At 69.7% G+C, this 25,775-nt stretch carries 17 protein-coding genes; 15 read left to right on the top strand and 2 right to left on the bottom strand.

What is annotated here, in order from left to right:
• Nucleotides 1-29: 29 nt before the first annotated feature.
• From mrdA to G3I71_RS33655, 4 genes are all read left to right on the top strand, one after another.
• The gene (gene mrdA / locus G3I71_RS33670) at nucleotides 30-2,291 is read left to right on the top strand and encodes a penicillin-binding protein 2 (RefSeq protein WP_164320648.1); all 2,262 of its coding nucleotides are present in this window, start codon (nucleotides 30-32) and stop codon (nucleotides 2,289-2,291) included.
• Nucleotides 2,288-3,487, top strand: a complete 1,200-nt coding sequence (gene rodA / locus G3I71_RS33665) for a rod shape-determining protein RodA (protein WP_164320646.1) — start codon at nucleotides 2,288-2,290, stop codon at nucleotides 3,485-3,487. Before mrdA ends, rodA begins: the two co-directional genes overlap by 4 nt.
• 112 nt (nucleotides 3,488-3,599) lie before the next feature.
• On the top strand, nucleotides 3,600-5,102 hold the full coding sequence (locus G3I71_RS33660) for a CYTH and CHAD domain-containing protein (RefSeq protein WP_164320644.1): 1,503 nt from the start codon (nucleotides 3,600-3,602) through the stop codon (nucleotides 5,100-5,102).
• A gap of 99 nt (nucleotides 5,103-5,201) precedes the next feature.
• Nucleotides 5,202-7,124 (top strand): TIGR03960 family B12-binding radical SAM protein, encoded by a 1,923-nt coding sequence (locus tag G3I71_RS33655; RefSeq protein WP_164320642.1) that lies wholly within the window; start codon nucleotides 5,202-5,204, stop codon nucleotides 7,122-7,124.
• Between the two features lie 72 nt (nucleotides 7,125-7,196).
• Here the strand turns inward: G3I71_RS33655 and G3I71_RS33650 are convergent, their stop codons facing one another.
• Entirely contained in the window at nucleotides 7,197-8,147 is a 951-nt protein-coding gene (locus G3I71_RS33650) for a hypothetical protein (RefSeq protein ID WP_164320640.1), read from the bottom strand.
• Nucleotides 8,148-8,376: 229 nt separating this feature from the next.
• Between G3I71_RS33650 and G3I71_RS33645 the strand changes: the two genes are divergently transcribed.
• Nucleotides 8,377-9,531, top strand: a complete 1,155-nt coding sequence (locus G3I71_RS33645) for a glycosyltransferase (protein WP_343243144.1) — start codon at nucleotides 8,377-8,379, stop codon at nucleotides 9,529-9,531.
• Here the strand turns inward: G3I71_RS33645 and G3I71_RS33640 are convergent.
• Entirely contained in the window at nucleotides 9,486-9,878 is a 393-nt protein-coding gene (locus G3I71_RS33640) for a hypothetical protein (RefSeq protein ID WP_164320636.1), read from the bottom strand. The genes G3I71_RS33645 and G3I71_RS33640 overlap by 46 nt on opposite strands.
• Nucleotides 9,879-9,965: 87 nt before the next feature.
• Here G3I71_RS33640 and G3I71_RS33635 point away from each other — a divergent pair, with 87 nt between their 5' ends.
• From G3I71_RS33635 to proB, 10 genes are all read left to right on the top strand, one after another.
• Complete coding sequence (locus G3I71_RS33635) at nucleotides 9,966-11,258, top strand: hypothetical protein (protein WP_164320634.1); 1,293 nt, start codon at nucleotides 9,966-9,968, stop codon at nucleotides 11,256-11,258.
• Nucleotides 11,259-11,306: 48 nt separating this feature from the next.
• On the top strand, nucleotides 11,307-12,107 hold the full coding sequence (locus tag G3I71_RS33630; RefSeq protein WP_164320632.1) for a TIGR03936 family radical SAM-associated protein: 801 nt from the start codon (nucleotides 11,307-11,309) through the stop codon (nucleotides 12,105-12,107).
• A gap of 266 nt (nucleotides 12,108-12,373) precedes the next feature.
• On the top strand, nucleotides 12,374-16,243 hold the full coding sequence (locus G3I71_RS33625; protein ID WP_164320630.1) for an Rne/Rng family ribonuclease: 3,870 nt from the start codon (nucleotides 12,374-12,376) through the stop codon (nucleotides 16,241-16,243).
• Between the two features lie 337 nt (nucleotides 16,244-16,580).
• A complete protein-coding gene (gene rplU, locus G3I71_RS33620) occupies nucleotides 16,581-16,901 on the top strand; it encodes a 50S ribosomal protein L21 (RefSeq protein WP_164320786.1) in 321 nt (106 codons plus the stop codon).
• A gap of 14 nt (nucleotides 16,902-16,915) precedes the next feature.
• Nucleotides 16,916-17,170: a 50S ribosomal protein L27 gene (gene rpmA / locus G3I71_RS33615; protein ID WP_006374707.1), complete on the top strand. Its 255-nt coding sequence runs from the start codon at nucleotides 16,916-16,918 to the stop codon at nucleotides 17,168-17,170.
• Between the two features lie 120 nt (nucleotides 17,171-17,290).
• Nucleotides 17,291-18,727: a GTPase ObgE gene (obgE, locus tag G3I71_RS33610; RefSeq protein WP_164320628.1), complete on the top strand. Its 1,437-nt coding sequence runs from the start codon at nucleotides 17,291-17,293 to the stop codon at nucleotides 18,725-18,727.
• Nucleotides 18,728-19,038: 311 nt separating this feature from the next.
• Nucleotides 19,039-20,589, top strand: coding sequence for an alkaline phosphatase (locus tag G3I71_RS33605; RefSeq protein WP_164320626.1), 1,551 nt, complete (start codon nucleotides 19,039-19,041; stop codon nucleotides 20,587-20,589).
• Between the two features lie 181 nt (nucleotides 20,590-20,770).
• Nucleotides 20,771-22,273 carry a bifunctional cytidylyltransferase/SDR family oxidoreductase gene (locus tag G3I71_RS33600; protein ID WP_164320624.1) on the top strand — a complete coding sequence of 501 codons (1,503 nt, stop codon included), beginning with the start codon at nucleotides 20,771-20,773 and terminating at the stop codon, nucleotides 22,271-22,273.
• Nucleotides 22,274-22,372: 99 nt separating this feature from the next.
• Nucleotides 22,373-24,406: a hypothetical protein gene (locus G3I71_RS33595; RefSeq protein WP_203732062.1), complete on the top strand. Its 2,034-nt coding sequence runs from the start codon at nucleotides 22,373-22,375 to the stop codon at nucleotides 24,404-24,406.
• Between the two features lie 120 nt (nucleotides 24,407-24,526).
• Nucleotides 24,527-25,654: a glutamate 5-kinase gene (gene proB, locus G3I71_RS33590; RefSeq protein WP_164320622.1), complete on the top strand. Its 1,128-nt coding sequence runs from the start codon at nucleotides 24,527-24,529 to the stop codon at nucleotides 25,652-25,654.
• Nucleotides 25,655-25,775: the final 121 nt, after the last annotated feature.

The following is a 25,775-nucleotide window of genomic DNA, read 5'->3' as shown; positions in this document are numbered from 1 at the left end:
ACGCGTACTGAGAGGCGGAGGCAGCACCAGTGACCAACATTCCCGAGACCGGCCGGACGCCACGCGTCCAGATCCGTCTCGTCGTCATCCAGATCCTCGTCCTCTCCCTCCTCGGCACCCTCGGCGGCCGCCTGTGGTATCTCCAGATCCGCGAGGGGGACGCCTACGCCAAGGAGGCGTCCGGCAACCATGTGCAGCAGGTCGTGCAGCCCGCCGTACGCGGGTCGATCCTCGACGCGCGCGGGGTGCCGATCGCGGACAACGAGACACGCCTCGTCGTCTCCGCCTCCCGCACCGAGCTGCTGAAGATGAAGGACGACGGTGACGCCGTCCTCACCAAGCTCGCCGGGGTCCTGGGCATGAAGGCCCAGGAGGTCAAGGACAAGGTCCGGCTGTGCGACGCCAAGACGCCGCAGCCCTGCTGGAACGGCTCGCCGTACCAGCCGATTCCCATCACCGACGAGGCCACCGCCCGCCAGGCCCTCCAGATCCGCGAGCGCTCCGAGGACTTCCCCGGCATCACCGCCGAGCCCGCGGCCGTGCGCCGCTACGCGGGCCCCGGCGGATCCAACACCGCCCAGGTGCTCGGCTACCTCTCCCCGGTCACCGACGACGAGATCACCAAGGCGCGGGACACCGACTCGCCGTACCTCCGCTCCGACCAGGTCGGCCGGTCCGGTCTGGAACGTGAGTACGACAAGGAGCTGCGCGGCAAGGCCGGCGTCACCCGCTACGAGGTCGACAACCTCGGCCGCGTCATCGGTACCGCCGAGGCGGACCCCGCCCAGTCCGGCTCCAACCTCGTCACCAGCATCGACGCCCGCGTCCAGCGGGTCGCCGAGTACGAGCTGAACAACGCGATGAAGGAAGCCCGCAAGGAGTACGACGACAACACCAGCGAGAACTACAAGGCCGACGCGGGCGCTGTCGTCGTCATGGAGGCCAAGACGGGCCGGGTCGTCGCCATGGCGTCCAACCCGACGTACGACCCGAACGCCTGGGTCGGCGGCATCTCCGCCAAGGACTACGCCAAGCTGACCGGCAAGAACTCCAACTACCCGCTGCTCAACCGGGCGATCCAGGGCCAGGCGGCCCCGGGCTCGATCTTCAAGGTGATCTCCACCTCGGCCGCCGTCGACGCGGGCTACCCCTTCGACGGGAACTACGACTGCTCCAGCTCGTACTCGATCGGTGGCCAGGTCTTCAAGAACTACGAGTCCAAGGGGTACGGCCCGATCAGCCTCGGCCGTGCCATCGAGGTCTCCTGCGACACCGTCTTCTACCGCATCGCCCACGACGAGTGGCTGAAGGACGGCGGCCTGAAGCCGAAGAAGAACGCCGGCAACTGGTTCTACAAGACCGCCCACCAGTTCGGCCTCGGCGCGGTGACCGGCATCGACCTGCCGAACGAGGTCGAGGGCCGCGTCCCGGACCGCAAGTGGAAGCAGGACTACTGGAAGGCCAACAAGGCCTCCTGGTGCAAGTACGGCAAGAAGGGCGGCACGTACGCCCAGCAGATCGCGTACGAGAACTGCCTCGAAGGCAACCTGATGCGCGCCGGTGACTCCGTCAACTACTCCATCGGACAGGGCGACATCCTCGTCACGCCGATACAGATGGCGACGATCTACTCGGCGATCTCCAACGGCGGCACCCTGTACGACCCGACCGTCGGCAAGGCGATCGTCAGCGCCGACGGCAAGTCCGTGCAGGCGATCGCGCCCAAGTCGCACGGCAAGCTGCCGATCACCAAGGCGACCCTGAAGGACATAAACGGTGCCCTGGAAGGGGTCGTCACCCGCGGTTCGGCGGCCTGGCGGTTCGGCGGCTGGCCGCAGGACAAGATCCAGATGCATGCCAAGACGGGTACGGCCGAGGTCTACGGCAAGCAGACCACCTCGTGGTTCGCGACGTACACCAAGGACTACACGATCGTCATGACGATCTCCCAGGGTGGTACGGGCTCCGGAGCCTCCGGCCCGGCCGTCCGCAAGATATACGAGGCTCTGTACGGCGTCTCCAAGGACGGCAAGATCGACAACCGGAAGGCGCTGCTGCCCACCCCGCAGAAGAGCCTGCCGAAGATCGAGTCGGACGGCTCGATCGACGCCCCGAAGATCAAGCCGTACGTCCCGGAGGCGGAGGCCACCGAGGAGGCGCTCGCCCTCGCGGGCGGCCAGCTCCCTCCGGCCACGGTCGCGTCCGAACGGACGGGCACCGACCGAGCCCGTCGCAGGCGGAGTACGCGCAGGCCGCAGAGCACGCGCAGTACGCGGAGGACGATCTCATGACCGGCGCGAACACCTTCTCCGTCTCCGGCTACGGGCCCGAACGCTCGTCCATGTCCCGTCTGCTGGCCCGCGACTCGCTGGCCCGCAGACTGGACTGGCCGATACTGCTGTCCGCGCTCGCGCTGTCCTTCATGGGCGCGATCCTGGTCTACTCGGCGACCCGCAACCGCACCGAGATCAACCAGGGCGACCAGTACTACTTCCTGCTCCGGCACCTCATGAACACCGGCATCGGGTTCTGCCTGATGATCGCCACGGTCTGGCTCGGCCACCGCACCCTGCGCACCGCCGTGCCGATCCTCTACGGCCTCTCGGTCTTCCTGATCCTCATGGTGCTGACCCCGCTCGGCGCGACCGTCAACGGCGCCCACGCGTGGATCGTGCTCGGCGGCGGCTTCTCGCTCCAGCCCTCGGAGTTCGTGAAGATCACGATCATCCTGGGCATGGCGATGCTCCTGGCCGCCCGGGTCGACGCGGGCGACAAGCTCTACCCCGACCACCGCACGGTCCTCCAGGCGCTGGGCCTGGCGACCGTACCGATGATGGTCGTCATGCTGATGCCCGACCTCGGGTCGGTCATGGTCATGGTCATCATCGTGCTCGGGGTGCTGCTCGCCTCCGGCGCCTCCAACCGCTGGGTCTTCGGCCTGCTCGGCACGGGCGCCCTCGGCGCGGTCCTGATCTGGCAGCTCGGGGTCCTGGACGAGTACCAGATCAACCGTTTCGCCGCCTTCGCCAACCCCGAACTCGACCCGTCCGGCGTCGGTTACAACACCAACCAGGCGCGCATCGCGATCGGTTCCGGCGGCCTCACCGGCACCGGCCTCTTCCACGGCTCGCAGACCACGGGCCAGTTCGTCCCCGAGCAGCAGACCGACTTCGTGTTCACGGTCGCGGGGGAGGAGCTCGGCTTCGTCGGCGCGGGCCTGATCATCGTGCTGCTGGGCGTGGTCCTGTGGCGCGCCTGCCGCATCGCCCGTGAGACGACCGAGCTGTACGGCACGATCGTCGCCGCCGGGATCATCGCGTGGTTCGCCTTCCAGGCGTTCGAGAACATCGGGATGACCCTGGGGATCATGCCGGTCGCCGGTCTGCCACTGCCCTTCGTGTCGTACGGAGGATCGTCGATGTTCGCCGTGTGGGTCGCGGTGGGGCTGTTGCAGTCGATCAGGGTGCAGCGGCCGATGTCCGCCTGACCGGGGGTGGCCGGGGGGGTGTAGTCCGGGGAAACGGTGAAGGTGTCCCGGATGGCCAATAAACCCCCTTTGGCTGCTGCCATTGGAGCGGGATCGTGACTAGATTCGATTCATGGCGGACACGAAGCGGGAAATCGAGCGGAAGTACGAATCCGACGACAGTGGGCTGCCCGACCTGACGGGCGTCGCCGTCGTCGCGGACGTCATCGACAAGGGCACCGCCGAACTGGACGCGACCTACTACGACACCTCGGACCTGCGGCTGGCCTCGGCCTCGATCACGCTGCGCCGCCGCACCGGCGGCGCCGACGCCGGCTGGCACCTGAAACTCCCGGTCGCCCCAGGGATCCGGGACGAGATCCAGGTACCGCTCTCCGACGCCGTCCCCGACGAACTGACCGGCCTGGTGCGCGCCCGGATCCGCGAGGGCCAGCTCGTGCCCGTGGTGCGGCTGCGCTCCACACGGGACCTGCGCGACCTCGTCGACGCCGACGGCCGGCAACTGGCCGAGGTCAGCGTGGACACCGTACGGGCGGACCGCCTGTTCGGCGGCGAGGGCACCGCCCAGTGGACCGAGATCGAGGTCGAGCTCGCCGACGGCGGAAATCCCGCCATCCTGGACAAGGTGGAGAAACGCCTGCGCAAGGCGGGCGTACGCCCGTCGAAGTCCACGTCGAAGCTGGCACGCGCGCTGGCGGAGACCAAGGGCGGACAGCCGCGGCCGAAGGACGAACCCGCCGAGCCCGTCACCGCCGGCGACCACGTCCTGGCCTACGTCCGCGCCCAGCGGGACGCCATCCTCGACCTCGACCCGGCCGTGCGCCAGGACGCCGAGGAGTCGGTGCACGACATGCGGGTCGCCACGCGCCGCCTGCGCAGCACCTTCAAGTCCTTCCGCACGGTCCTCGACCGGAAGGTCACCGACCCGATCGGCGACGAGCTGAAGTGGCTCGCCGGCGAGCTGGGCGTGGGCCGCGACCACGAGGTGCTGGCCGAACGCCTGGGCACGGTCCTCGGCGAGCTGCCCCCCGCCCTTGTCCACGGTCCCGTGAGTGAGCGGCTGGGTACCTGGTCCGAGGCCGGGCACGGAGGATCGCGCCGCCGACTGCTCGGCGTGCTGGACTCCGCGCGCTATCTGACGCTCCTCGACACCCTGGACGCCCTGGTCGCCGAGCCGCCCGTACTGAAAGGGGCGGCGAAGAAACCGGAGAAGGTGCTCGCCGAGGCCGTACGCAAGGACTTCGCGAAGGTGTCCGCGCTGGTCGGGGAGGCCATGGAGCAGCCGTCCGGCGCCGACCGCGACCTCGGCCTGCACGAGGCCCGCAAGAGGGCCAAGCGCACCCGCTACTCGGCCGAGACGGCGACCCCCGCCCTCGGCGTCCCGGCCAAGGCGCTCACCAGGTCGATGAAGTCCCTGCAGAGCCTGCTCGGCGACCACCAGGACAGCGTCATGGTCCGCACCACACTGGGCGAGCTGTCCGCCGTGGCCCACGCGGCGGGGGAGGACACCTTCACGTACGGGCTGCTGTACGGGCGCGAGGAGCGGCGGGCCGCGCGGGTGGAGGAGACGCTGCCGGAGGAGTGGAAGACGATCAAGGCGTCGATGGAGGTTTAGCGGTTCAGTGCCGGTTTTCCGGCGGGCGGGGGAGTCCTCCGGGCGGGTTACGCTTGGTGGTCATCCCCCGTCAGCTCAGCTCACGAAGGTAACGCCGCGATGCCTGTCGAGTCGGTTTTCCCGCAGCTCGAAGCTCTGCTCCCGCACGTGCAGAAGCCGATCCAGTACGTCGGCGGTGAGCTGAACTCCACGGTCAAGCCCTGGGACAGCTGCGACGTCCGCTGGGCGCTCATGTACCCGGACGCCTACGAGGTCGGGCTGCCCAACCAGGGCGTCATGATCCTCTACGAGGTGCTGAACGAGCGCGAGGGCGTCCTCGCCGAGCGTACGTACAGCGTCTGGCCCGACCTTGAGGCGCTGATGCGGGAGCACGGCGTCCCGCAGTTCACCGTGGACGGTCACCGGCCCGTGAAGGGCTTCGACGTGTTCGGGCTGTCCTTCTCCACCGAGCTGGGCTACACGAACATGCTGACGGCGCTGGACCTGGCGGGCATCCCGCTGGAGTCCAAGGACCGTGGCCTGGACGACCCGATCGTGCTGGCTGGCGGCCACGCGGCCTTCAACCCCGAGCCGATCGCGGACTTCATCGACGCGGCGATCATCGGTGACGGCGAGCAGGCCGTCCTCGACATGACGGAGATCATCCGCGCGTGGAAGGCGGAGGGTCGCCCGGGCGGGCGCGAGGAGGTCCTGTTCCGCCTCGCGAAGACGGGCGGCGTCTACATCCCGGCGTTCTACGACGTGGAGTACCTGGCGGACGGCCGGATCGGCCGCGTCGTACCCAACAAGTCCGGTGTCCCGTGGCGGGTCAGCAAGCACACGGTCATGGACCTCGACGAATGGCCCTACCCCAAGCAGCCCCTGGTCCCGCTCGCGGAGACCGTCCACGAGCGCATGTCGGTCGAGATCTTCCGCGGCTGCACGCGCGGCTGCCGCTTCTGCCAGGCCGGCATGATCACGCGCCCGGTGCGGGAGCGGTCGATCACTGGCATCGGCGAGATGGTGGAGAAGGGCCTGAAAGCGACGGGCTTCGAGGAGGTCGGCCTCCTCTCCCTGTCCTCGGCGGACCACTCGGAGATCGCCGACATCGCGAAGGGACTCGCGGACCGCTACACCGAGGACAAGATCGGCCTGTCGCTCCCCTCCACCCGCGTGGACGCCTTCAACGTGGACCTCGCCAACGAGCTGACCAGGAACGGCCGCAGGTCCGGCCTGACGTTCGCGCCCGAGGGCGGCAGCGAGCGCATGCGCAAGGTCATCAACAAGATGGTGTCCGAGGAGGACCTCATCCGGACCGTCTCCACGGCGTACGGCAACGGCTGGCGCCAGGTGAAGCTGTACTTCATGGTCGGCCTGCCGACGGAGACCGACGAGGACGTCCTCCAGATCGCCGACATGGCGACGAACGTGATCGCCGAGGGCCGCAGGGTCTCCGGCCAGAACGACATCCGCTGCACGGTCTCGATCGGCGGCTTCGTGCCCAAGCCGCACACCCCGTTCCAGTGGGCCCCGCAGCTCTCCGCCGAGGAGACGGACGCCCGCCTGACGAAGCTCCGGGACAAGATCCGCGGCGACAAGAAGTACGGCCGCTCGATCGGCTTCCGCTACCACGACGGCAAGCCCGGCATCGTCGAGGGCCTCCTGTCACGCGGCGACCGGCGGATCGGCGCGGTGATCCGCGCGGTGTACGAGGACGGCGGCCGGTTCGACGGCTGGCGCGAGTACTTCTCGTACGACCGCTGGATGGCCTGCGCTGAGAAGACGCTGCCCGCCTTCGGAGTCGACGTCGACTGGTACACGACGCGTGAACGCACGTACGAGGAGGTCCTGCCGTGGGACCACCTCGACTCGGGCCTCGACAAGGACTGGCTGTGGGAGGACTGGCAGGACTCCCTCGACGAGACAGAGGTCGAGGACTGCCGGTGGACGCCGTGCTTCGACTGCGGGGTGTGTCCGCAGATGGACACTTCCATTCAAATCGGGCCTACGGGCGTGAAGCTGCTGCCGCTGACGGTGAAGTAGTAGTGGCCTGAGGTGCCGCAAGGGGTGTCCGGCGGGTCGATGACCCTTCGGACACCCCTTTGCGTGTGGTCGTTACGGGACTACGGTTCCGCCGTTGACCGCGTTGGGGGCCGGGCGCCTGTTCATCTCGACCCAGGGGTTGCCGGCGTTGGTGCCGCACTGAAGGATCGCCGGGTTGGAGCCGTTGTTGTCGAACTGGCAGGTGAGTTCGTAGACCCGGCCTGTTGTGGTGATCAGGCCGAACTGGATCCCCCCTGACGCCTGGTGCTCGCCGACGGAGGCGCCGCAGGGCGTGCCCGCCGCGCCGCCCGCGGGGTATCCGGTGTGGGTGCTGAGGTCGGTCCACAGCATGGGGTTGGCGTTGCTGCCCGTGAGGTCACGGATGCCCGCGTAGAAGCGTCCGTCGGTCGACAGCGCGGCCTGGTACTCGACGTTGCCCTGGGGGTGGTACGTGTCGACCTCGGAGCAGGGGCCCGGGGTGCCCGTCGCACCTGTCGCGCCCGTGGCTCCGGTGTTGCCCGTCGTGCCGGTGGTTCCGGTTGCGCCCGTGGGTCCGGTGGGGCCTGTCGGGCCGGTGCTTCCCGTGGCGCCCTGCTGGCCTGTCGTCCCCGTGGCGCCCGTGGATCCCGTGGATCCGGTCGGGCCGATACCGCCTGTCGCTCCGGTGGCTCCGGTGGCACCCGTGACGCCGTTGCCGGGGCCTGTTGCTCCGGTGGCGCCCGTGGCTCCCGTCGCACCCGTCGCTCCGGTCGGACCCGTGGGGCCCTGGCACTTGTCCTTGCCACCCTGGGCGGTCGAGGCGGCGCGGTGCTTCGGCCCGTCCTTCTTGCACTTGTCCTTGTCGCCGCCGCCGTAGTGGCTCGTGCGGGCGGTGTGGTCGCCCACACTGCGCGCCGCGGCCGTCGCCGGGCCGGCCACGCTCGCGGCCAGGACCAGTGCGAGCGAGGCCACCATTCCGGCCTTCTTGAACCTGTCCCGCGCCAGCGGCCCGAGAAGCGAACGCGTCCTGTATTCAGGACTCATCGGTGTGCTCCTTGCGTCGACATGCCTTGACTTGCCTCGACCGGTTCGGGATGTCCCGAACATGAGGGGGAGCTTTACCTGAGTGCGATGCGCGGAGCCGCAATGCGGGTGGAAAGTCGTGCGTTTATCAACGTATAGGACTAATCGGTGCGTTCGGATGGGTTACCCGTGCGCGACGTCTTCCGCGTGTACGAATGTGGACGTATCCGGCGCATGTCACATTGGCGCCGTGAAAAAGCAGACCCTCTGCCTCTGCATGATCGTCAAGAACGAAGCGCAGGTGATCGAACGGTGCCTGGGCTCCGTACGGCACCTCATCGACCACTGGGTCATCTGCGACACCGGCTCCACGGACGGCACGCAGGACCTGATCCGTAAAACGCTCGACGGCATCCCCGGCGAACTCCACGAGGAACCGTGGGTCGACTTCGGGCACAACCGGACCGGCAACATCCAGCGCGCCCGTGGCAAGGCCGACTACCTCCTCACCCTCGACGCCGACCACGTCATGCGCCAGGACGCCCCGCTGCCCCTTCTGACGGCGACGTCCTACATGCTGCGGTACGACACCCCCGGCACCCAGCACCGTTTCAAGCACCTCATGCGGGCCGACCGCACGTGGCGCTACGAAGGGGTCACCCACGAATACCCGTGCACGGACGAGTCCGACGGGCCCGACGTCCAGGAGAACCTGGACGCGCTCGTCATCGAGGACCATGCCGACGGCGGCTGCCGCAGCGACAAGTTCGAACGCGACGCCCGTCTCCTGCGCGGCGAACTCGAACGCGACCCCGCCAACACGCGCACCGTCTTCTACCTCGCCAACACCGAACGCGACCTGGGCCACGTCCAGGAGGCGATCGCCCTGTACGAGCGGCGGGCGGCGATGGGCGGCTGGCCGGAGGAGGTCTACTGCTCGCTGCTGGAGGCCGGCCTGCTCAGGGCGGAGCGGGCCGACGACTGGCCGGGCGCGATGGACGCGTTCTCCCGCGCCTGGGACGCCCGGCCCTCGCGCCTCGAAGCGTGTTACGAGCTGGCCTCACGCCTGCGAGTGAAGGGTCGCTACCGCACCGCGCACGCCCTCCTCGGTGGCGTCGTCGACACCCCGGAACCGGACGACCTGCTGTTCACCAAGTCCTGGGTGTACGAGTGGGGTCTGCTCTTCGAGTACTCCATCACCGCCTACTGGGTGGGCGACTACACCGCCTCGATCGAGGCGTGCGACACGCTGCTGGCCATGCCGGACCTGCCCGAGCCGATCCGCCGCCAGGCCGTGCTCAACCGCGAGTTCGCGGTCGGTCGGGCCGCCCCCGCGGTGCCCGGGCCGTCCGGCGGCCGTCAGGGGCGGGAGCAGACCACGATGACGAAGGTGAACGAGGCGTAGAAGGGCCCGTGGGCGAGGCCGCCGAACCAGGCCTCGCCCCGGGTCCGGTCGATGTGGCCTTCGGAGATGGCCTGTTGCATGTCGCGGCCCGGCCCCAGGGCGTGGTCGCCGTCCGCGAAGTCGGTGGAGACGCGGGTGTTGGCGATCGTCGTCTCGATACGGAAGCCCGCCCGGACCGCCGAGCGGGCGAGGCGGCCGACGGTGGCGTGCCGGACCGCCTTCTCGCTGGTGTGGCGGTTGAAGTCGCGGCTCGTCTCCAGGTCCTCCGCGTCCACCACCAGGGTGTCCCGGTCGGGCTCCACCAGACCGACGAGGGCGCCGGGACGGGCGGCGGCGGCAGGCCTCAAGTCATAGGTTTACAGCCGATGTCCCTCGTCCTGATCACTTTTCGGGTACACCGCATCCGTACAGGGGGTTGGCGCGTCTATGTCGGTATGGATCTGGAGAAACCGGCCGCCGAGGCACGGCAGCCCGAGCGGCAGCCCGAAGGGTGTCTCGTCGTTGCGATTCGCCTCCCTGTGCGCATCGTGGTGCTTGTGCTGGTCGTGCCGGTGCGCATGGTGTGGGACGGGCTCGTCGCCGGTGGGCGCCTCCTGACGGACGCGGTGCTGCGGCCCCTCGGGCGGGCGCTGGCCTGGGTCGCGCCGGCCGTCCTCGTCTGGCCGTTCGTCGGGCTGTGGCGGTACGTCGTCGTGCCCCTGGGCAAGGCGCTCGGCTGGCTCGCGAAAGTGCTCGTCGTCGTACCGCTGGTGTGGCTCTTCCGGCATGTGCTGACGCCTCTCGGCCAGGGGATCGTCTGGGTGTTCCGGGCGATCGGCGCTGGGCTGGGGTGGCTCTACGCGCGCATGCTCACGCCTGCGGGACACGGGGTGCTGTGGGTGTTCCGGGGCATCGGGGCGGGGCTGGGCTGGCTCTACGCACGCGTGCTGACGCCTCTCGGCCAGGGGATCGTCTGGGCGTTCCGGGCGATCGGCGCTGGGCTCGGGTGGCTCTACGCGCGCGGGCTGACGCCTGCGGGGCACGGGGTGCTGTGGGTACTCCGGGGGCTCGGGGCCGCGATCGTCGCCGTCGGGGTCGGTGTGTACGGCGTCGCCGTGTGGCTCCTGCGGTACCTGGTCGTCGTACCCGCGCAGTGGCTGTACGAGTGGGTCCTCACGCCGGTCGGGAAGGCGATCGCCTCGTGCGCCCTGGGGGTCGTGTGGCTCGTGAGCATGGGGATCAACGGGATCGGGTTCGTTCTCTACTGGGTGTTGCGCCTGCTCCTCGTGCTGCCCGTGCTCGCGTTGTGGCGCTGGGTCCTGGTGCCCGTGGGACGCGTCCTCGCCGTGATCGGGCGCGAGGTCGGTACCGCGCTCGGGCATGCCTGGCGCATCGCCGGGTACATCTCCCTCGTCGTCGGACGCTTCCTGGGGACCCTCCTTCGGTGGACCTTCGTGGAGCCCGTGCGCTGGGCGTACCAGGCCGTGCTGACGCCCGTCGGGCATTTCGTGCGGGACGCCGTTCTGCGGCCCGCCGCCGAGGCCGCGCGCAGTGTGGGCCGGGTCACCCGGCAGACGCTGGCCGCGGCGCGCGACTCGGCACGGCAGGCGCGCGCCGACTTCCGCCGGATGCTCTTCGGGGAGTCGCACGATGAGCGCCCGCAGGCGGTCCCGGCGCCCCGGCGGGAACCAGATAGCGCCGACGGACGTACTCTAGGTAGCAGTACGACCGCACTCACGAAGGACTGAGCGACACTGGGCAAGCGACAGCCCGAAGGCCCGCCGCCCGCACTCGCGGTGCAGCGCATCCGACTGCGCTACACCAAGCGTGGCCGCCTCCGGTTCACCAGCCACCGTGACTTCCAGCGCGCTTTCGAGCGTGCGCTGCGCCGCGCCGAGGTGCCGATGGCCTACTCGGCGGGGTTCACGCCGCATCCGAAGGTGTCGTACGCCAATGCCGCAGCCACCGGTACGGGCAGTGAGGCGGAGTACCTGGAGATCGCGCTCACCGAAGCGCGCGATCCCGACAAGCTGCGTGAGCTGCTCGACGAGTCGCTGCCCGCCGGGCTCGACATCGTCGACGCGGTCGAGGCCCGGACCTCCGGGCTCGCTGACCGGCTCACGGCTTCCGTATGGGAGCTGCGACTGGAGGGTGTGGCGCTCGAGGACGCGCGCCGCGCCGTCGGCATCTTCAACGCCGCCGAGACCGTCGAGGTCCAGCGCCTCGCCAAGAACGGCATGAGAACCTTCGATGCCCGAGGTCCGGTCGAGGGCCTTGAGGCATGTGAAGCAGGCGTTGGGACAAGTGTTGAGACGCACAGTCCACAGTCTGATAGGCCGACGGACCAGCCCTGTGCGATACTGCGGCTGGTTGTTCGGCACGTGACGCCTGCTGTTCGACCCGACGACGTTCTGTCCGGTCTTCGCGCCGTGGCCGACCTGGCGCCGCCGGTCCCCGCAGGGGTGACCAGGCTGGCGCAGGGGCTGTTCGATGAAGAGACCGGCACGGTGACCGACCCGCTCGCGCCCGACCGCGAGGCAGCGGTGGCCCTCTCCATGGCCACTCCGACTGCCGCCGCGTCGCAGGCACCGGCGTAAGGAAGGTCCCGCGAAGGGACGCACGTCGTAGCGCCGCCCTCGGACTCGGGAGCCACCTGGGTCGGGCAGCGCACCGACCACAAGACTTTCGCCAGGCCGTACGCAACATGGCGTACGGAACCGGCGAGACAGGACACTAGAGAGCTCCCGTGCGGCGCCCGCGCCCCGGACGGCGGCACCGCGCACTGCGCGAGCCGCGGACGTCACCGGCACCCAAGCCGGACCAGGTGCGCGGCGCCCGGGAGCCTGACGGGAGAACCGCCCGCATGCTCGAACCGACCGAGACCGCTTCGGAGCCCACTCAGGGTTCCGCACACGACACCCCCAGCGACACCCTGCCGCCGCGCCGACGGCGCCGTGCGGCGTCCCGCCCCGCGGGACCGCCTGTCGCCGGGGCCGAAGCCGCAGCTGTGGCCGAGACCACAGCGCCGGCCATACCGGCCGCAGAGGCCGACAGGACTGCTGAGGCCGACAAGGCCGCAGAGACCGATCAGCACGCCGGGAACGCCGAGGAAGAGGCCGCGCCCGCTCCTCGTACGCGTCGTCGGGCCACCCGGCGCGCGTCCGCGCCCGCCGGTGCGCCCGCTGAGGCTGCCGCGCCCGCCGTATCCGCCCCGACTGCCGAGGAGAGCGGCGAGCAGGGCGACAAGAGTGACGAGGAGGGCGTGGCCGTCGAGGCCCCCGCCGTCGTGGAGGAGGCCGCGCCTGCTCCGCGTGCCCGTCGCCGGGCCACACGCCGGGTCTCCACGCCCGCCGCCGAGGCCGAGACCGAGGCCGCGACTCCGGAGGCTCCGGCCCCCGCCGCTGTCGCGGAGGTCGCCGAGGCCGAGGTGGAAGCCGAGCCCGAGACCGCTGACGCCGACGCCGACGCTGAGGACACCGCGCCGCGTCGCGGGCGGCGTCGGGTCGCCCGCAAGGCCGCCGTCGGGTTCTCCGCGCCCGCGCCCGCCGTCAAGAACGGCGAGAGCGAGGGTGGGCGGCGTCCCGCGCGTCCCGCGGTCGCCGTGTTCCAGGCGCCCGTCTTCACCGAGCCGATGTTCCAGACGGCCGAGCGGGCCGCCGCGGCGGCTGCCGCCGAGGCGGCCGAGGACGACGTCGAAGAAGTAGAAGTGCAGGAAGAGGCCGTCGAGGCCGCTCCGGTCGCCGAGACCGTCGTCGAGGAGCAGGCGCCGGGCCGTCGGCGCCGTCGCCGGGGTGGCGACGAGGAGCCCGTGGCCGCCGCGCCCGTCGTGGTCGATGAGCCGGAGGAGACGGAGGGCGTCGACGACGCCTACGAGTCCGCCGAGTCCAGCGGCGACGCCGACGCCGACGCCGACGCCGACGCCGACGACGACGGCGAGGAGGAGGGCCCCGGTTCGCGCCGGCGCCGCCGCCGCGGTGGCCGTCGTAGGCGCCGGGGCGAGTCCGCCGACTCCGACAGCGACTCCGGTGACGACGACTACGCCGGCGACCAGGCCGCGCGGGCCGATGAGGACGCCGCGGACACCGCCGACCAGGTGGACGAGGACGCCGAGGAGGACGAGCACGACGAGCCGGGCGGTTCCGGTTCGGCCAGCAGCCGTCGTCGGCGCCGTCGTCGGCGTCGCGCCGGTGACTCGTCCGGCGAGAGCGAGCCCGTAGTCGCCGACGGCGACCCCGAGCGCACGATCGTCAAGGTCCGTGAGCCGCGTCCCAAGAGGGACGAGCACCCGAGCGACGAGGTGCAGTCCATCAAGGGCTCGACGCGCCTGGAGGCCAAGAAGCAGCGCCGCCGGGAAGGCCGTGAGCAGGGGCGCCGACGCGTTCCGATCATCACCGAGGCGGAGTTCCTGGCTCGCCGCGAGGCCGTCGAACGCGTGATGGTCGTACGCCAGTACGGCGACCGCACCCAGATCGGTGTCCTTGAGGACAACGTGCTCGTCGAGCACTACGTCAACAAGGAAGAGTCGACCTCTTACGTCGGCAACGTGTACCTGGGCAAGGTGCAGAACGTGCTGCCCTCCATGGAGGCCGCGTTCATCGACATCGGTAAGGGGCGCAACGCCGTCCTGTACGCCGGTGAGGTCAACTTCGAGGCGCTGGGGATGGCCCACGGGCCGCGGCGCATCGAGAGCGCGCTGAAGTCCGGGCAGCCGGTGCTCGTGCAGGTCACGAAGGACCCGATCGGCCACAAGGGCGCGCGACTGACCAGTCAGGTGTCGCTCCCGGGCCGCTACCTGGTCTACGTCCCCGAGGGGTCGATGACCGGCATCAGCCGCAAGCTGCCCGACACCGAGCGCGCGCGCCTGAAGACGATCCTCAAGAAGATCGTCCCCGAGGACGCGGGTGTCATCGTGCGCACCGCCGCCGAGGGCGCGAGCGAGGACGAGCTGCGCCGCGACGTCGAACGGCTCCAGGCGCAGTGGGAGGAGATCGAGAAGAAGTCGAAGGGCAGCGGCGGCAGCTCGAACGCCCCGTCCCTGCTGTACGGCGAGCCGGACATGACCGTCCGCGTCGTGCGCGACATCTTCAACGAGGACTTCACCAAGGTCATCGTCAGCGGTGACGAGGCCTGGCAGACCATCCAGGGGTACGTGTCCCACGTGGCCCCGGACCTGGTCGACCGGCTGTCGAGGTGGACCTCCGAGGTCGACGTCTTCGCGACGTACCGCATCGACGAGCAGCTCGCCAAGGCGCTCGACCGCAAGGTGTGGCTGCCCAGCGGTGGTTCGCTGGTGATCGACAAGACCGAGGCGATGATCGTCGTCGACGTCAACACCGGCAAGTTCACCGGCCAGGGCGGCAACCTGGAGGAGACGGTCACCAGGAACAACCTGGAGGCGGCCGAGGAGATCGTGCGCCAGCTGCGGCTGCGCGACCTGGGCGGCATCGTCGTCATCGACTTCATCGACATGGTTCTGGAGTCGAACCGGGATCTCGTGCTGCGGCGCCTGCTGGAGTGCCTGGGCCGCGACCGTACGAAGCACCAGGTGGCGGAGGTCACCTCGCTGGGCCTGGTCCAGATGACCCGGAAGCGGGTCGGACAGGGCCTCCTGGAGTCCTTCTCCGAGACCTGCGTCCACTGCAACGGCCGCGGTGTCATCGTGCACATGGAGCAGCCGACGTCCAGTGGAGGCGGCGGCAAGCGCAAGAAGCGCGGCCGTGGTGGTGCCGAGAACGAGCACGAGCACACGCACGACACCCACGAGCACGACGTGATCGTGGATGCGGACGAGGACGTCGAGGAGACGGCGGCCGAGGTCGCAGCCGAGGTCGCGGCGCCGGAGCCCTTCTTCGAGCCCGACGACGAGCTGTACAACAGTGCCGCCGAGGCGGAGGCGGCGGCCGGCCGCGGTGGGCGTTCGAGGCGGCGCGCCAGCAGGCGGGCTTCGGCTCCGGCGGGCGCGCCCAGGTCCGAGTCCCGTGGGGCTCACGGGCGTGGTGCTGATGCCCGTACGGCCGAGCCCGTCGTCGCCGAGGCTTCGGTGGTCGCGGACGTGGCTCCGGTCGCGGTTCCGATCGCGGTTCCGGAAGTCGTGGCTCACGCCGAGCCCGTGGCTGTCGAGGATCCGGTCGTCGAGGCACCGGTCGCCGAGGTACCGGTCGCGGTGCAGGACGACGCGGCTCCCAAGGGGCGTACGCGTCGGCGGGCCACCCGCAAGGTGTCGGCTCCGGCCGGTTCGCCGAAGGCGGCCGACGAGGCTGTGGCCGAGACCGTGGTGACGGTCGTCGCCGAGACGGTTGTGGAGCCCGTGGCGGCTCCGGCTCAGGCCGAGGCAGCCGTAGACACTGCGGCGGCCCCGGCGACCGACAGTGCGGCTCCGGCCCGGCCGCGGCGACGTGCCGTGCGCAAGGCCACCGTGTCCACCTCGTCCGAGGAGGCGGCCGTCGTGGTCGTCCCGGTGGCCACCGAGCCTTCGGCGCCTGCTGATGCGGCCGAGGCCGAGGACGCGGTTCCCGCCAGGAAGACGGTGCGCAAGACCGCCGCCAAGAAGGCGACCACTGCCAAGAAGGCGGTCGCGAAGAAGACCGCGGCGGTGAAGACGACGGCTGCCAAGAAGACGACGACGGCCGCCAGGAAGGCCACGGCGAAGAAGACTTCGCCGGCGTCGAAGAAGACGGCCGCTGCGGCCGAGCAGTCGGCGCAGGCGTCGGTCTCGGCGGGCACGGAGGGCTGATCCCCTTCCCGGCTGCCTGAGCCGGTAGTGCGGTGTTGCGGCGGTCCGTCCGGGTTTCTCCGGGCGGACCGCCGCCGTAGCAGGCCGTGGGCCGTCCGGGTGGGCAGTGGGTTTGTGAGCCTCGCGAGCGGGGGAAAGGGGCTCGGTTTGACCCCTTCAGGCCGGGCCCGTAATCTTCAGTGTCGGCGTGTCCATAGTTTTTTCCGTGACGCGCCACATCCCCGTAAACCTCATCCTCCTGAGCACCGGGCATTTCGGTGCGGCGGGAGAGGCCACTCGCTTTGCCGGGCGGCTGGACTGCGGGGGTGTCGTTCCCGAGCGAGAGAGTGAGATCTGCGTGTACGCCATCGTGCGCAGCGGTGGTCGCCAGCACAAGGTTGCTGTCGGCGACATCGTTGAGGTTGACAAGATTCCCACTGCCAAGGTTGGCGACACGGTCGAGCTCTCGACCCTGCTCGTTGTCGACGGCGAAGCCGTGACCAGCGACCCGTGGGTCCTGGCCGGCATCAAGGTCCAGGCCGAGATCGTGGATCACCACAAGGGCGTCAAGATCGACATCCTTCGCTACAAGAACAAGACCGGCTACCGCCGTCGTCAGGGCCACCGCCAGCAGTACACGGCGATCAAGGTCACTGAGATCCCCGCGGCTGCGAAGTAAGGGACTGAGGAGAGATGGCACACAAGAAGGGCGCATCGTCCACCCGGAACGGTCGCGACTCAAATGCTCAGCGGCTCGGCGTGAAGCGCTTCGGCGGTCAGGTCGTCAACGCCGGTGAGATCCTGGTCCGCCAGCGTGGCACCCACTTCCACCCCGGCGCGAGCGTCGGCCGTGGCAAGGACGACACGCTGTTCGCGCTGGCCGCCGGTGCGGTGGAGTTCGGTACCCACCGTGGTCGCAAGGTCGTGAACATCGTTCCGGTCGCCTGATCGGTTCTTTCGCGAGGCGGACCTCACTTCCCGTTCGGGAAGCGGGTCCGCCTTTCGCGTGTTTTACCTGAGCAGAGAATTCTGCCGGAAGAATTTCGTACGTAACTGGAGGCACATCCCATGACCACCTTCGTGGACCGCGTCGAGCTGCATGTCGCCGCGGGTAGCGGAGGTCACGGCTGTGCCTCCGTCCACCGTGAGAAGTTCAAGCCGCTGGGCGGGCCCGACGGCGGCAACGGTGGACGCGGCGGTGACGTGACCCTCACCGTCGACCAGTCCGTCACCACGCTGCTCGACTACCACCACTCCCCGCACCGCAAGGCCACCAGCGGCAAGCCCGGCGAGGGCGGCAACCGGTCCGGCAAGGACGGGCAGGACCTGGTTCTGCCGGTGCCGGACGGGACTGTCGTACTCGACAAGGAGGGCAACGTGCTCGCCGACCTGGTCGGGCACGGGACCTCGTACGTCGTCGCCGAGGGCGGGCGGGGCGGGCTCGGCAACGCCGCGCTGTCCTCGGCCCGGCGCAAGGCGCCCGGATTCGCGCTGCTCGGTGTGCCCGGAGGGCTGCAGGACATCGTCCTGGAGCTGAAGACGGTCGCCGACGTGGCGCTGGTGGGGTACCCGAGCGCCGGTAAGTCGTCGCTGATCTCGGTGCTCAGCGCTGCCAAGCCGAAGATCGCCGACTATCCGTTCACGACGCTTGTGCCCAACCTGGGTGTGGTGACCGCCGGTTCGACCGTCTACACCATCGCCGACGTGCCTGGGCTCATTCCCGGGGCCAGCCAGGGCAAGGGGCTCGGGCTGGAGTTCCTGCGGCACGTGGAGCGGTGCAGTGTGCTCGTGCACGTGCTCGACACGGCGACGCTGGAGTCCGAGCGTGACCCCGTCTCCGACCTCGACATGATCGAGGAGGAGCTGAAGCAGTACGGCGGGCTGGGGAACCGGCCGCGGATCGTCGTCCTCAACAAGGTCGACGTGCCGGACGGCTCGGATCTCGCCGAGATGGTGCGGCCCGAGCTCGAGGCTCGCGGGTACCAGGTGTACGAGGTGTCCGCCGTCGCCCACATCGGGCTGAAGGAGCTGTCGTTCGCGCTCGCCGACGTGGTCGGTAAGGCGAGGGCCGCCAAGCCCAAGGAGGAGGCGACCCGGATCGTCATCCGGCCGAAGGCCGTCGACGACGCGGGCTTCACCGTCGTCCAGGAGGAGGACGGGCTGTTCCGGGTGCGGGGCGAGAAGCCCGAACGCTGGGTGCGCCAGACCGACTTCAGCAACGACGAGGCGGTCGGCTACCTCGCCGACCGGCTCAACCGGCTCGGTGTCGAGGACAAGTTGATGAAGGCCGGGGCCCGGGCGGGCGACGGCGTCGCCATCGGTCCCGAGGACAACGCCGTGGTGTTCGACTGGGAGCCCACGGTCATGGCGGGGGCGGAGATGCTGGGGCGGCGTGGTGAGGACCACCGTCTCGACGTGCCGCGGCCCGCTGCGCAGCGGCGGCGTGATCAGCAGGCCGAGCGGGATGACGCACAGCAGGAGTTCGACGACTTCGAGCCGTTCTAGGGCGTGCGGGTGGGGGGTAGGCGGGGGCGTTTCTCGCCCCCGCCGCCCCTACCCGTCCCATCCTGTTCCTGGGGGCTGCGCCCCCAGACCCCCATTCGGCCCTGAACGGGCCTCGTCCTCAAGCGCCGGACGGGCTGGAAATGCGGCCCGGCGCTGAAGAGGTGTCGCCTGGGCTGTGGCGACCCCGCCTGTGGCGCCGCACGTGCCGTTTCCTATGATCTCCCCTGATTCATTTCTCGGGGGTCTCCTGTTCGTCCTGTCGTGGGAGCTTCCGTAGGTCCAACGGGCCCCCCACGCAACGGAGTTCAGCGATGAGCGGTGTCGTTTCGCCCGGTAGGCGCCGGTTTCTGACCACCGGTGCCGCCACCGTCGGGGCCGCCGCGTCCGGGCAGCTTCTGCTGGCGGGGACCGCCCGGGCCGCGCAAACCCCTTTGCCCGCCGGGGTGTTCAGCCTCGGGGTCGCCTCCGGGGACCCCTTGCCCGACGGTGTCGTGCTGTGGACCCGGCTCGCCCCCGATCCGCTCCACGGCGGCGGGATGCCCGACCGGCCCGTGGTCGTGGAGTGGCAGATATCCGAGGACTCCCGGTTCCGGCGGAAGCTGCGGCGCGGGTACGCCTGGGCCAGGCCCGAGCTCGGGCACAGCGTGCACGCGGACATACGGGGGCTGCTCCCCGACCGGCACTACTGGTACCGGTTCCGGACCAGTGGGCAGCTCTCACCGGTGGGCCGTACCCGTACCGCTCCCCGGCAGCTCGCCTCCGGCAGCCATCTGCGGCTCGCGCTCGCCTCCTGCCAGAACTGGCAGCACGGCTACTTCACGCCGTACGCCGACATGCTCGCCCAGGACCCGGACGTCGTCGTCTTCGTGGGCGACTACATCTACGAGTCGACGTCCGCGATCACCGGCGTCCGCAAGCACGAGGGCACCGGCGAGCCGTTCAGCCTCGTCCAGTACCGCAACCGGTACGCCCAGTACCACAGCGACCCGCACCTCAAGGCGATGCACGCCGCCGCGCCCTTCGTCGTCACCTTCGACGACCACGAGGTCGACAACGACTTCGCCGGGGACGTTCCGCAGGACCCCGACAAGCAGACGCCCGAGGCGTTCGCCGCGCGTCTCACCGCCGCCTATCAGGCCTACTACGAGCACATGCCCGTACGCGCCACGGCCGTGCCCAACGGGCCCCACATACGGATGCACCGGCGGCTCGACTTCGGGCGGCTCGTGCGGCTCAACGTGCTCGACACCCGGCAGTTCCGCAGCGACCAGGCCACCAGCCAGGCCGGTGCCCAGGACCCGGCGATGACCATGCTCGGCGCCGCGCAGAAGCAGTGGCTGCTGAACAGCCTGCACGGGTCGCAGGCCCGGTGGAACCTCATCGCCTCGCAGATCATGATGGCCGAGACCGACCTCAAGATCGGTGACGGCAAGCTCTGGTACTACGACGCCTGGGACGGCTACCAGGCCGAACGCAACGCGCTGCTCGCCGAGTTCGCGAACATACGCAACCCCGTCGTCCTTTCCGGGGACCGGCACCTCACCATGATCAGCGACCTCAAGCGGGACTTCGCCGACCCCGGCTCGGCGGTGGTCGGTGCCGAGTTCGTCGGTACGTCCATATCCAGCGCCGGCGATCAGGACCCCGTCGCCTTCCACAAGCAGTGGGACCCGCTCATGGGTGACAATCCGCACTGGAAGGTCATCGACAACCACCGCGGCTACCACCTCTTCGACATCCGGCGTGCCGGGATCGACGCCCAGGTCCGGATCGCCGACACCGTGACCAAGCCCACCTCCGCCTCCCGGACTCTCGCCAAACTCCATGTGGAGTCCGGAAAGCCGGGAGTGCGCAAGGTCTGACCGGCGCCGGTGAAAGGGCTTGCGGCCGACCGTAGGCAGACCTGTAAGCAGAATCACTGAAATAATCTCCGGTGAATGACAGGTTGCGCGCAGATATGCGACGGAGGGCGCTCACCTTGCACTGCGGTAACGGCAGGTGGGACGATTTCACAGTTCTCCGTTGCCCCGAGGTAGGTCGCCCGTGTCCCAGCGCAAAGACAAGCCCCGCACCACCGCCGTCGTCCTCGCGGGCGGCACCGGTCAGCGGGTGGGTCTGTCGATTCCGAAGCAGTTGCTGAAGATCGCGGGCAAGGCGGTCATCGAGCACACCCTCAGCACTTTCGAACACGCGGATTCGATCGACGACGTCATCGTGCTGATGGCGCCCGGCTATGTGGCGGACATCGAGAAGATCGTCGCCAAGGCCGGTTTCAGGAAGGTCGTCCGGATCATCGAGGGCGGTGCCACGCGCAACGACACCACCGAGCGGGCCATCGACGCCCTGGGGGAGGGCCTGGCCGAGGGCGAGGACCGCAACGTCCTGTTCCACGACGCCGTACGGCCGTTGCTGTCCCAGCGGGTCATCGACGACTGCGTGGTCGCCCTGGAGCGGTACCAGGCCGTCGACGTCGCGATTCCCTCCGCCGACACGATCATCGTGACGCGCACGCACGGCGAGGACGGTGAGTTCATCACCGAGATTCCCGACCGATCGAGGCTGCGGCGCGGTCAGACGCCCCAGGCGTTCAAGCTGTCGACCATCCGGCGGGCCTACGAGGTCGCGGCCGGCGATCCCAACTTCCAGGCCACCGACGACTGTTCGGTCGTACTCAGATATCTGCCGGACGTGCCGATCCACGTCGTCGCGGGCGACGAGTACAACATGAAGGTCACCCAGCCCGTCGATGTCTTCATCGCCGACAAGCTCTTCCAGCTGGCCTCCGCCGCCACGCCGGAACAGATGAGCGAGGAGGCCTACCGTGAGTTGCTCACCGGTAGGACTCTCGTCGTCTTCGGCGGGTCCTACGGCATCGGCAAGGACATCGCCGAGCTGGCCGAGGGGTACGGCGCCAAGGTGTACGCGCTCGGGCGCTCGACCACCGGTACGCATGTCGAGAACCCGGAGGAGGTCGACGACGCGCTGTCGAAGGCGTACTCCGAGACCGGGCGCATCGACTACGTCGTCAACACGGCCGGTGTTCTGCGCATCGGCAAGCTCGCCGAGACCGACAACGCGACCATCGAGGAAGCGCTGAAGGTCAATTACCTTGCCCCTGTGCAGATCGCCCGTTCGGCCTACAAGTACCTCGCCGAGACCAAGGGCCAGTTGCTCCTGTACACCTCCAGCAGCTACACGCGCGGCCGGGCCGAGTACAGCCTCTACTCCTCCACCAAGGCCGCGATGGTGAACCTCACCCAGGCCCTGTCGGACGAATGGGCGGGCGACGGCGTCCGCGTCAACTGCGTCAACCCGGAGCGCACGGCCACGCCGATGCGTACGAAGGCCTTCGGCCAGGAGCCCGCGGGTTCGCTGCTGTCCTCCGAGGCGGTGGCCCGTACCTCGCTGGACGTGCTGCTGTCCGAGCTGACCGGGCATGTCATCGACGTACGCCAGCAGGACCCGACAGCCGCGGCCGGCCGGGCCTCCGGCTTCGAGCAGGCACTCGCCGGCGTCCTGGACCGTCAGAACGACGACCTGGCATAAAATCCACACCAAATTCACGAAAACCACCGGACAGACAGCCAGATAATTCCCGAGTAATTCCAGATCGTTCCCGGGTCCTTTCCCAGATACAGGTTCTCCTTGATTTCCACTGCTATTCGCGTCGCCCGGGTGGGCAGCCCGGCCGAGCTGGCCGCGGCGGTCCTCATGATGCTGGGCTTCCCCTGTCTCATGCTGGCCGCGCTCCTCCCGAGCGTGCCCGCCTTCGCCGTCGCCGCCGCAGTGACCTACCTGGCGGACCACTATCTGCACCGCCGGGGCAGCTATCTGGTCAACCGCCTCAGCAAGGTACGGGCGGGCGTGTCCATCCGGTTCCTGGTCCGGGAACTGCTGGTGCTGTTGCTGCTGGCGCGCGCGGACCTCTCCAGGAGCGTCATCTTCTATGCCGCGATCGCCTGCTTCATCGCCTTCTACGGCTTCCAGGCCCCGCACGGCGCCCTGATCACGCTGATCCGCAACCGCCGCCGGATGCCGGTCGCCACCCGCAACGTCGACCTGGCCTCGCGCATCCCCATCCCCGACGCCCCGCCGCGCTTCCTGCTGGAACGCTCCACCGAGAAGATGCTCCACCTCGACCTGGCCGCACTGACCGGCATCCTCATCACCACCGAGACCGGTACGACGGCGTACGGCGTGGTCGGCGTCGCCGTCACCCTCGGACTGGCGTTCCTGTACGTGGTGGGCCTCGCGCCCTACGTCCGGGGGCGCCGCATCCCGCCGGACGCGGAGACGGTGCTCGCCGCGACGGACGCGTGGCTGCGCGAGTACCGGCCGCAGACGGTGTTGTACTTCTCCGGCTCCAAGGACTCGGCGTACCAGGTCAACATGTGGCTGGAGACGATGGAGCAGCTGGAGACCCGGCCGCTGATCGTCCTTCGTGAACGCGTCATACTGCAGAACCTGGCGCCCACGACCGTGCCCGTCATCTGTGTGCCCGGCGGCATCCATCTGATGAACCTGGAGCTGCGCACGGTCCGGGTCGCGCTCTACGCGGCGAACGTCGGCAAGAACATCCACCTGCTGCGCGTACCGACCATGAAGCACGTCTTCATCGGGCACGGTGACAGCGACAAGATCGCCAGCGTGAACCCGTTCAGCAAGGCCTACGACGAGGTGTGGGTCGCCGGGCGGGCCGGGCGCGACCGGTACGCGATCGCCGACGTCGGCGTCCGGGACGAGGACATCGTCGAGGTCGGACGGCCCCAACTGGCGCCCATCCGCGGGGCGCGGGGGGTGCCCGACGGTCGTATCCCGACCGTTCTGTACGCCCCCACCTGGGAAGGCTGGGACGACGACCCGGGCAACACCTCCATCCTTCTCGCCGGCGAGAACATCGTGCGCGAGCTGGTGTCGGCCGACCCGCCCGTCCGGGTGCTGTACAAGCCGCACCCCTTCACCGGCACCCGCAGCGACGAGGCCGGGGCCGCGCACGAACGGATCGCCGCGCTGGTGGAGAAGGCCGCTGTCGAGCGGGCCGCCGACCCGCGCTTCCTGGGTGACCTCGAAGAGCAGGCGCGGGCCAAGGCCGACCTCGCGCGTATCGAGGCGCGGCTCGCCGAACTGGCCGGGCCCGCCGGTGAGAAGGGCGACGAGGCGGAGGCGTCCCGGGACGGGGTCGTCGACATGGAGCGGCACGAGGAGACCGAGAAGCTGCGCACCGAGTGGAACGACGCGTACTGGCGTTCGTTCGGCGCGGGCGAGCACCGGGTCGTCACGGGCGCCGAGCCACGGCTGTACGACTGCTTCAACGTGTCCGAGGCGATGGTCTCCGACATCTCCAGCGTGGTCTCCGACTTCATCGCGAGCGGCAAGCCGTATGCCGTGACGGACTCGGCGGCACTGGGCGTGGAGGAGTTCAAGCGGCAGAACACCGCCGTACGCGCCGCCGTGGTCCTCGGCAACGGCGCCGAGGAGCTCGGGCAGTTGCTGGACGCGGTGCGCGACCCGGCGGCCGATCCGCTGGCCGGTGAGCGCGCGGAGCTCAAGCGGTATCTCCTCGGGCCCGACGAGCCGCCGTCCATCGAGCAGTTCAACACCGCGACGGCGGATCTCGCGGTGAAGGCCGAGGCGCGCAACGCGGGGCAGAAGCGGCAGGCGGCGACCGCGCGGACCTGAGGGCGGGGGTTGCGGGTCCGCCCACTGGACCAATGCGCACCCCCGCCCCCGTTCGCGTAAATTGCCCGTCAGCGCGGCCGGACGATCCGGGCCGGACGACCTGAGGGGACGGGAACGCAGGTGGCAGGGGCATGGCAGGCCGTCGCAGAGGCCCACAGGATTGTCGTCAAAGTGGGCTCCTCGTCGCTGACCACGGCGGCCGGCGGCCTCGACGCCGACCGGGTCGACGCGCTCGTCGACGTCCTCGCCAAGAGTCGCGGCGGCGGCGAGAAGGAGATCGTCCTCGTCTCCTCCGGAGCCATCGCCGCAGGCCTCGCTCCCCTCGGCCTGCGCCGGCGCCCCAAGGACCTGGCCCGCCAGCAGGCCGCCGCCAGCGTCGGGCAGGGGCTCCTCGTCGCCCGCTACACGGCCTCCTGCGCCCGCCACGGTGTCCGGGTCGGCCAGGTGCTGCTCACCTCCGACGACATGAGCCGCCGCGCCAACCACCGCAACGCCTCGCGCACCCTCGACAAACTCCTCGCGATGGGCGCCCTCCCGGTCGTCAACGAGAACGACACCGTCGCCACGGACGAGATCCGCTTCGGCGACAACGACCGACTGGCCGCCCTCGTCGCCCACCTCGTACGCGCCGACCTCCTCGTCCTGCTGTCCGACATCGACGGCGTGTACGACGGCGACCCCAGCAGGCCGGGTACGGCACGGATCGCCGAGGTTCGCGGCCCGGCGGACCTCGCCCACGTCGACATCGGCAGCGCGGGCAAGGCCGGTGTCGGTACCGGCGGCATGGTCACCAAGGTCGAGGCCGCCCGGATCGCCGCCGCCGCCGGTATCCCGGTGGTCCTGACCAGCGCGGTCCACGCCGCCGACGCCCTCGCGGGCCGGGACACGGGCACCTACTTCCACGCCACCGGCAGGCGCTCCGCCGACCGCCTGCTCTGGCTCCAGCACGCCTCCACCCCGCAGGGCTCGCTCACCCTCGACGACGGCGCTGTGCGCGCTGTCGTCCAGGGGCGCAAGTCGCTGCTGCCGGCCGGGATCGCCTCGGTCGAGGGCGACTTCGTCGCGGGCGACCCGGTCGAGCTGCGCGACACCGCGGGCCACGCCGTCGCCCGCGGGCTCGTCAACTTCGACGCCAAGGAGATCCCCCAGCTGATCGGCCGCTCGACGCACGAACTGGCCCGCGAACTGGGTCCGGCGTACGAGCGCGAGGTCGTGCACCGGGACGACCTCGTCGTCCTGAACCCCTAGGGCCTGTGTGGAGTTGTGATCAAGGCTGTGATCCGAGGTGTCGGATCCAGAGGAGGCCGGCACATAATTCGAGTCCGGCCTGGTAGCTTTCAGGCTTTTTGTCGTAGCGGACGGCGAGACC

The organism is Streptomyces sp. SID12501 (genome assembly GCF_010550245.1).
Taxonomy (GTDB): Bacteria; Actinomycetota; Actinomycetes; order Streptomycetales; family Streptomycetaceae; genus Streptomyces.
This window is presented reverse-complemented; position numbering and strand designations above follow the sequence as displayed.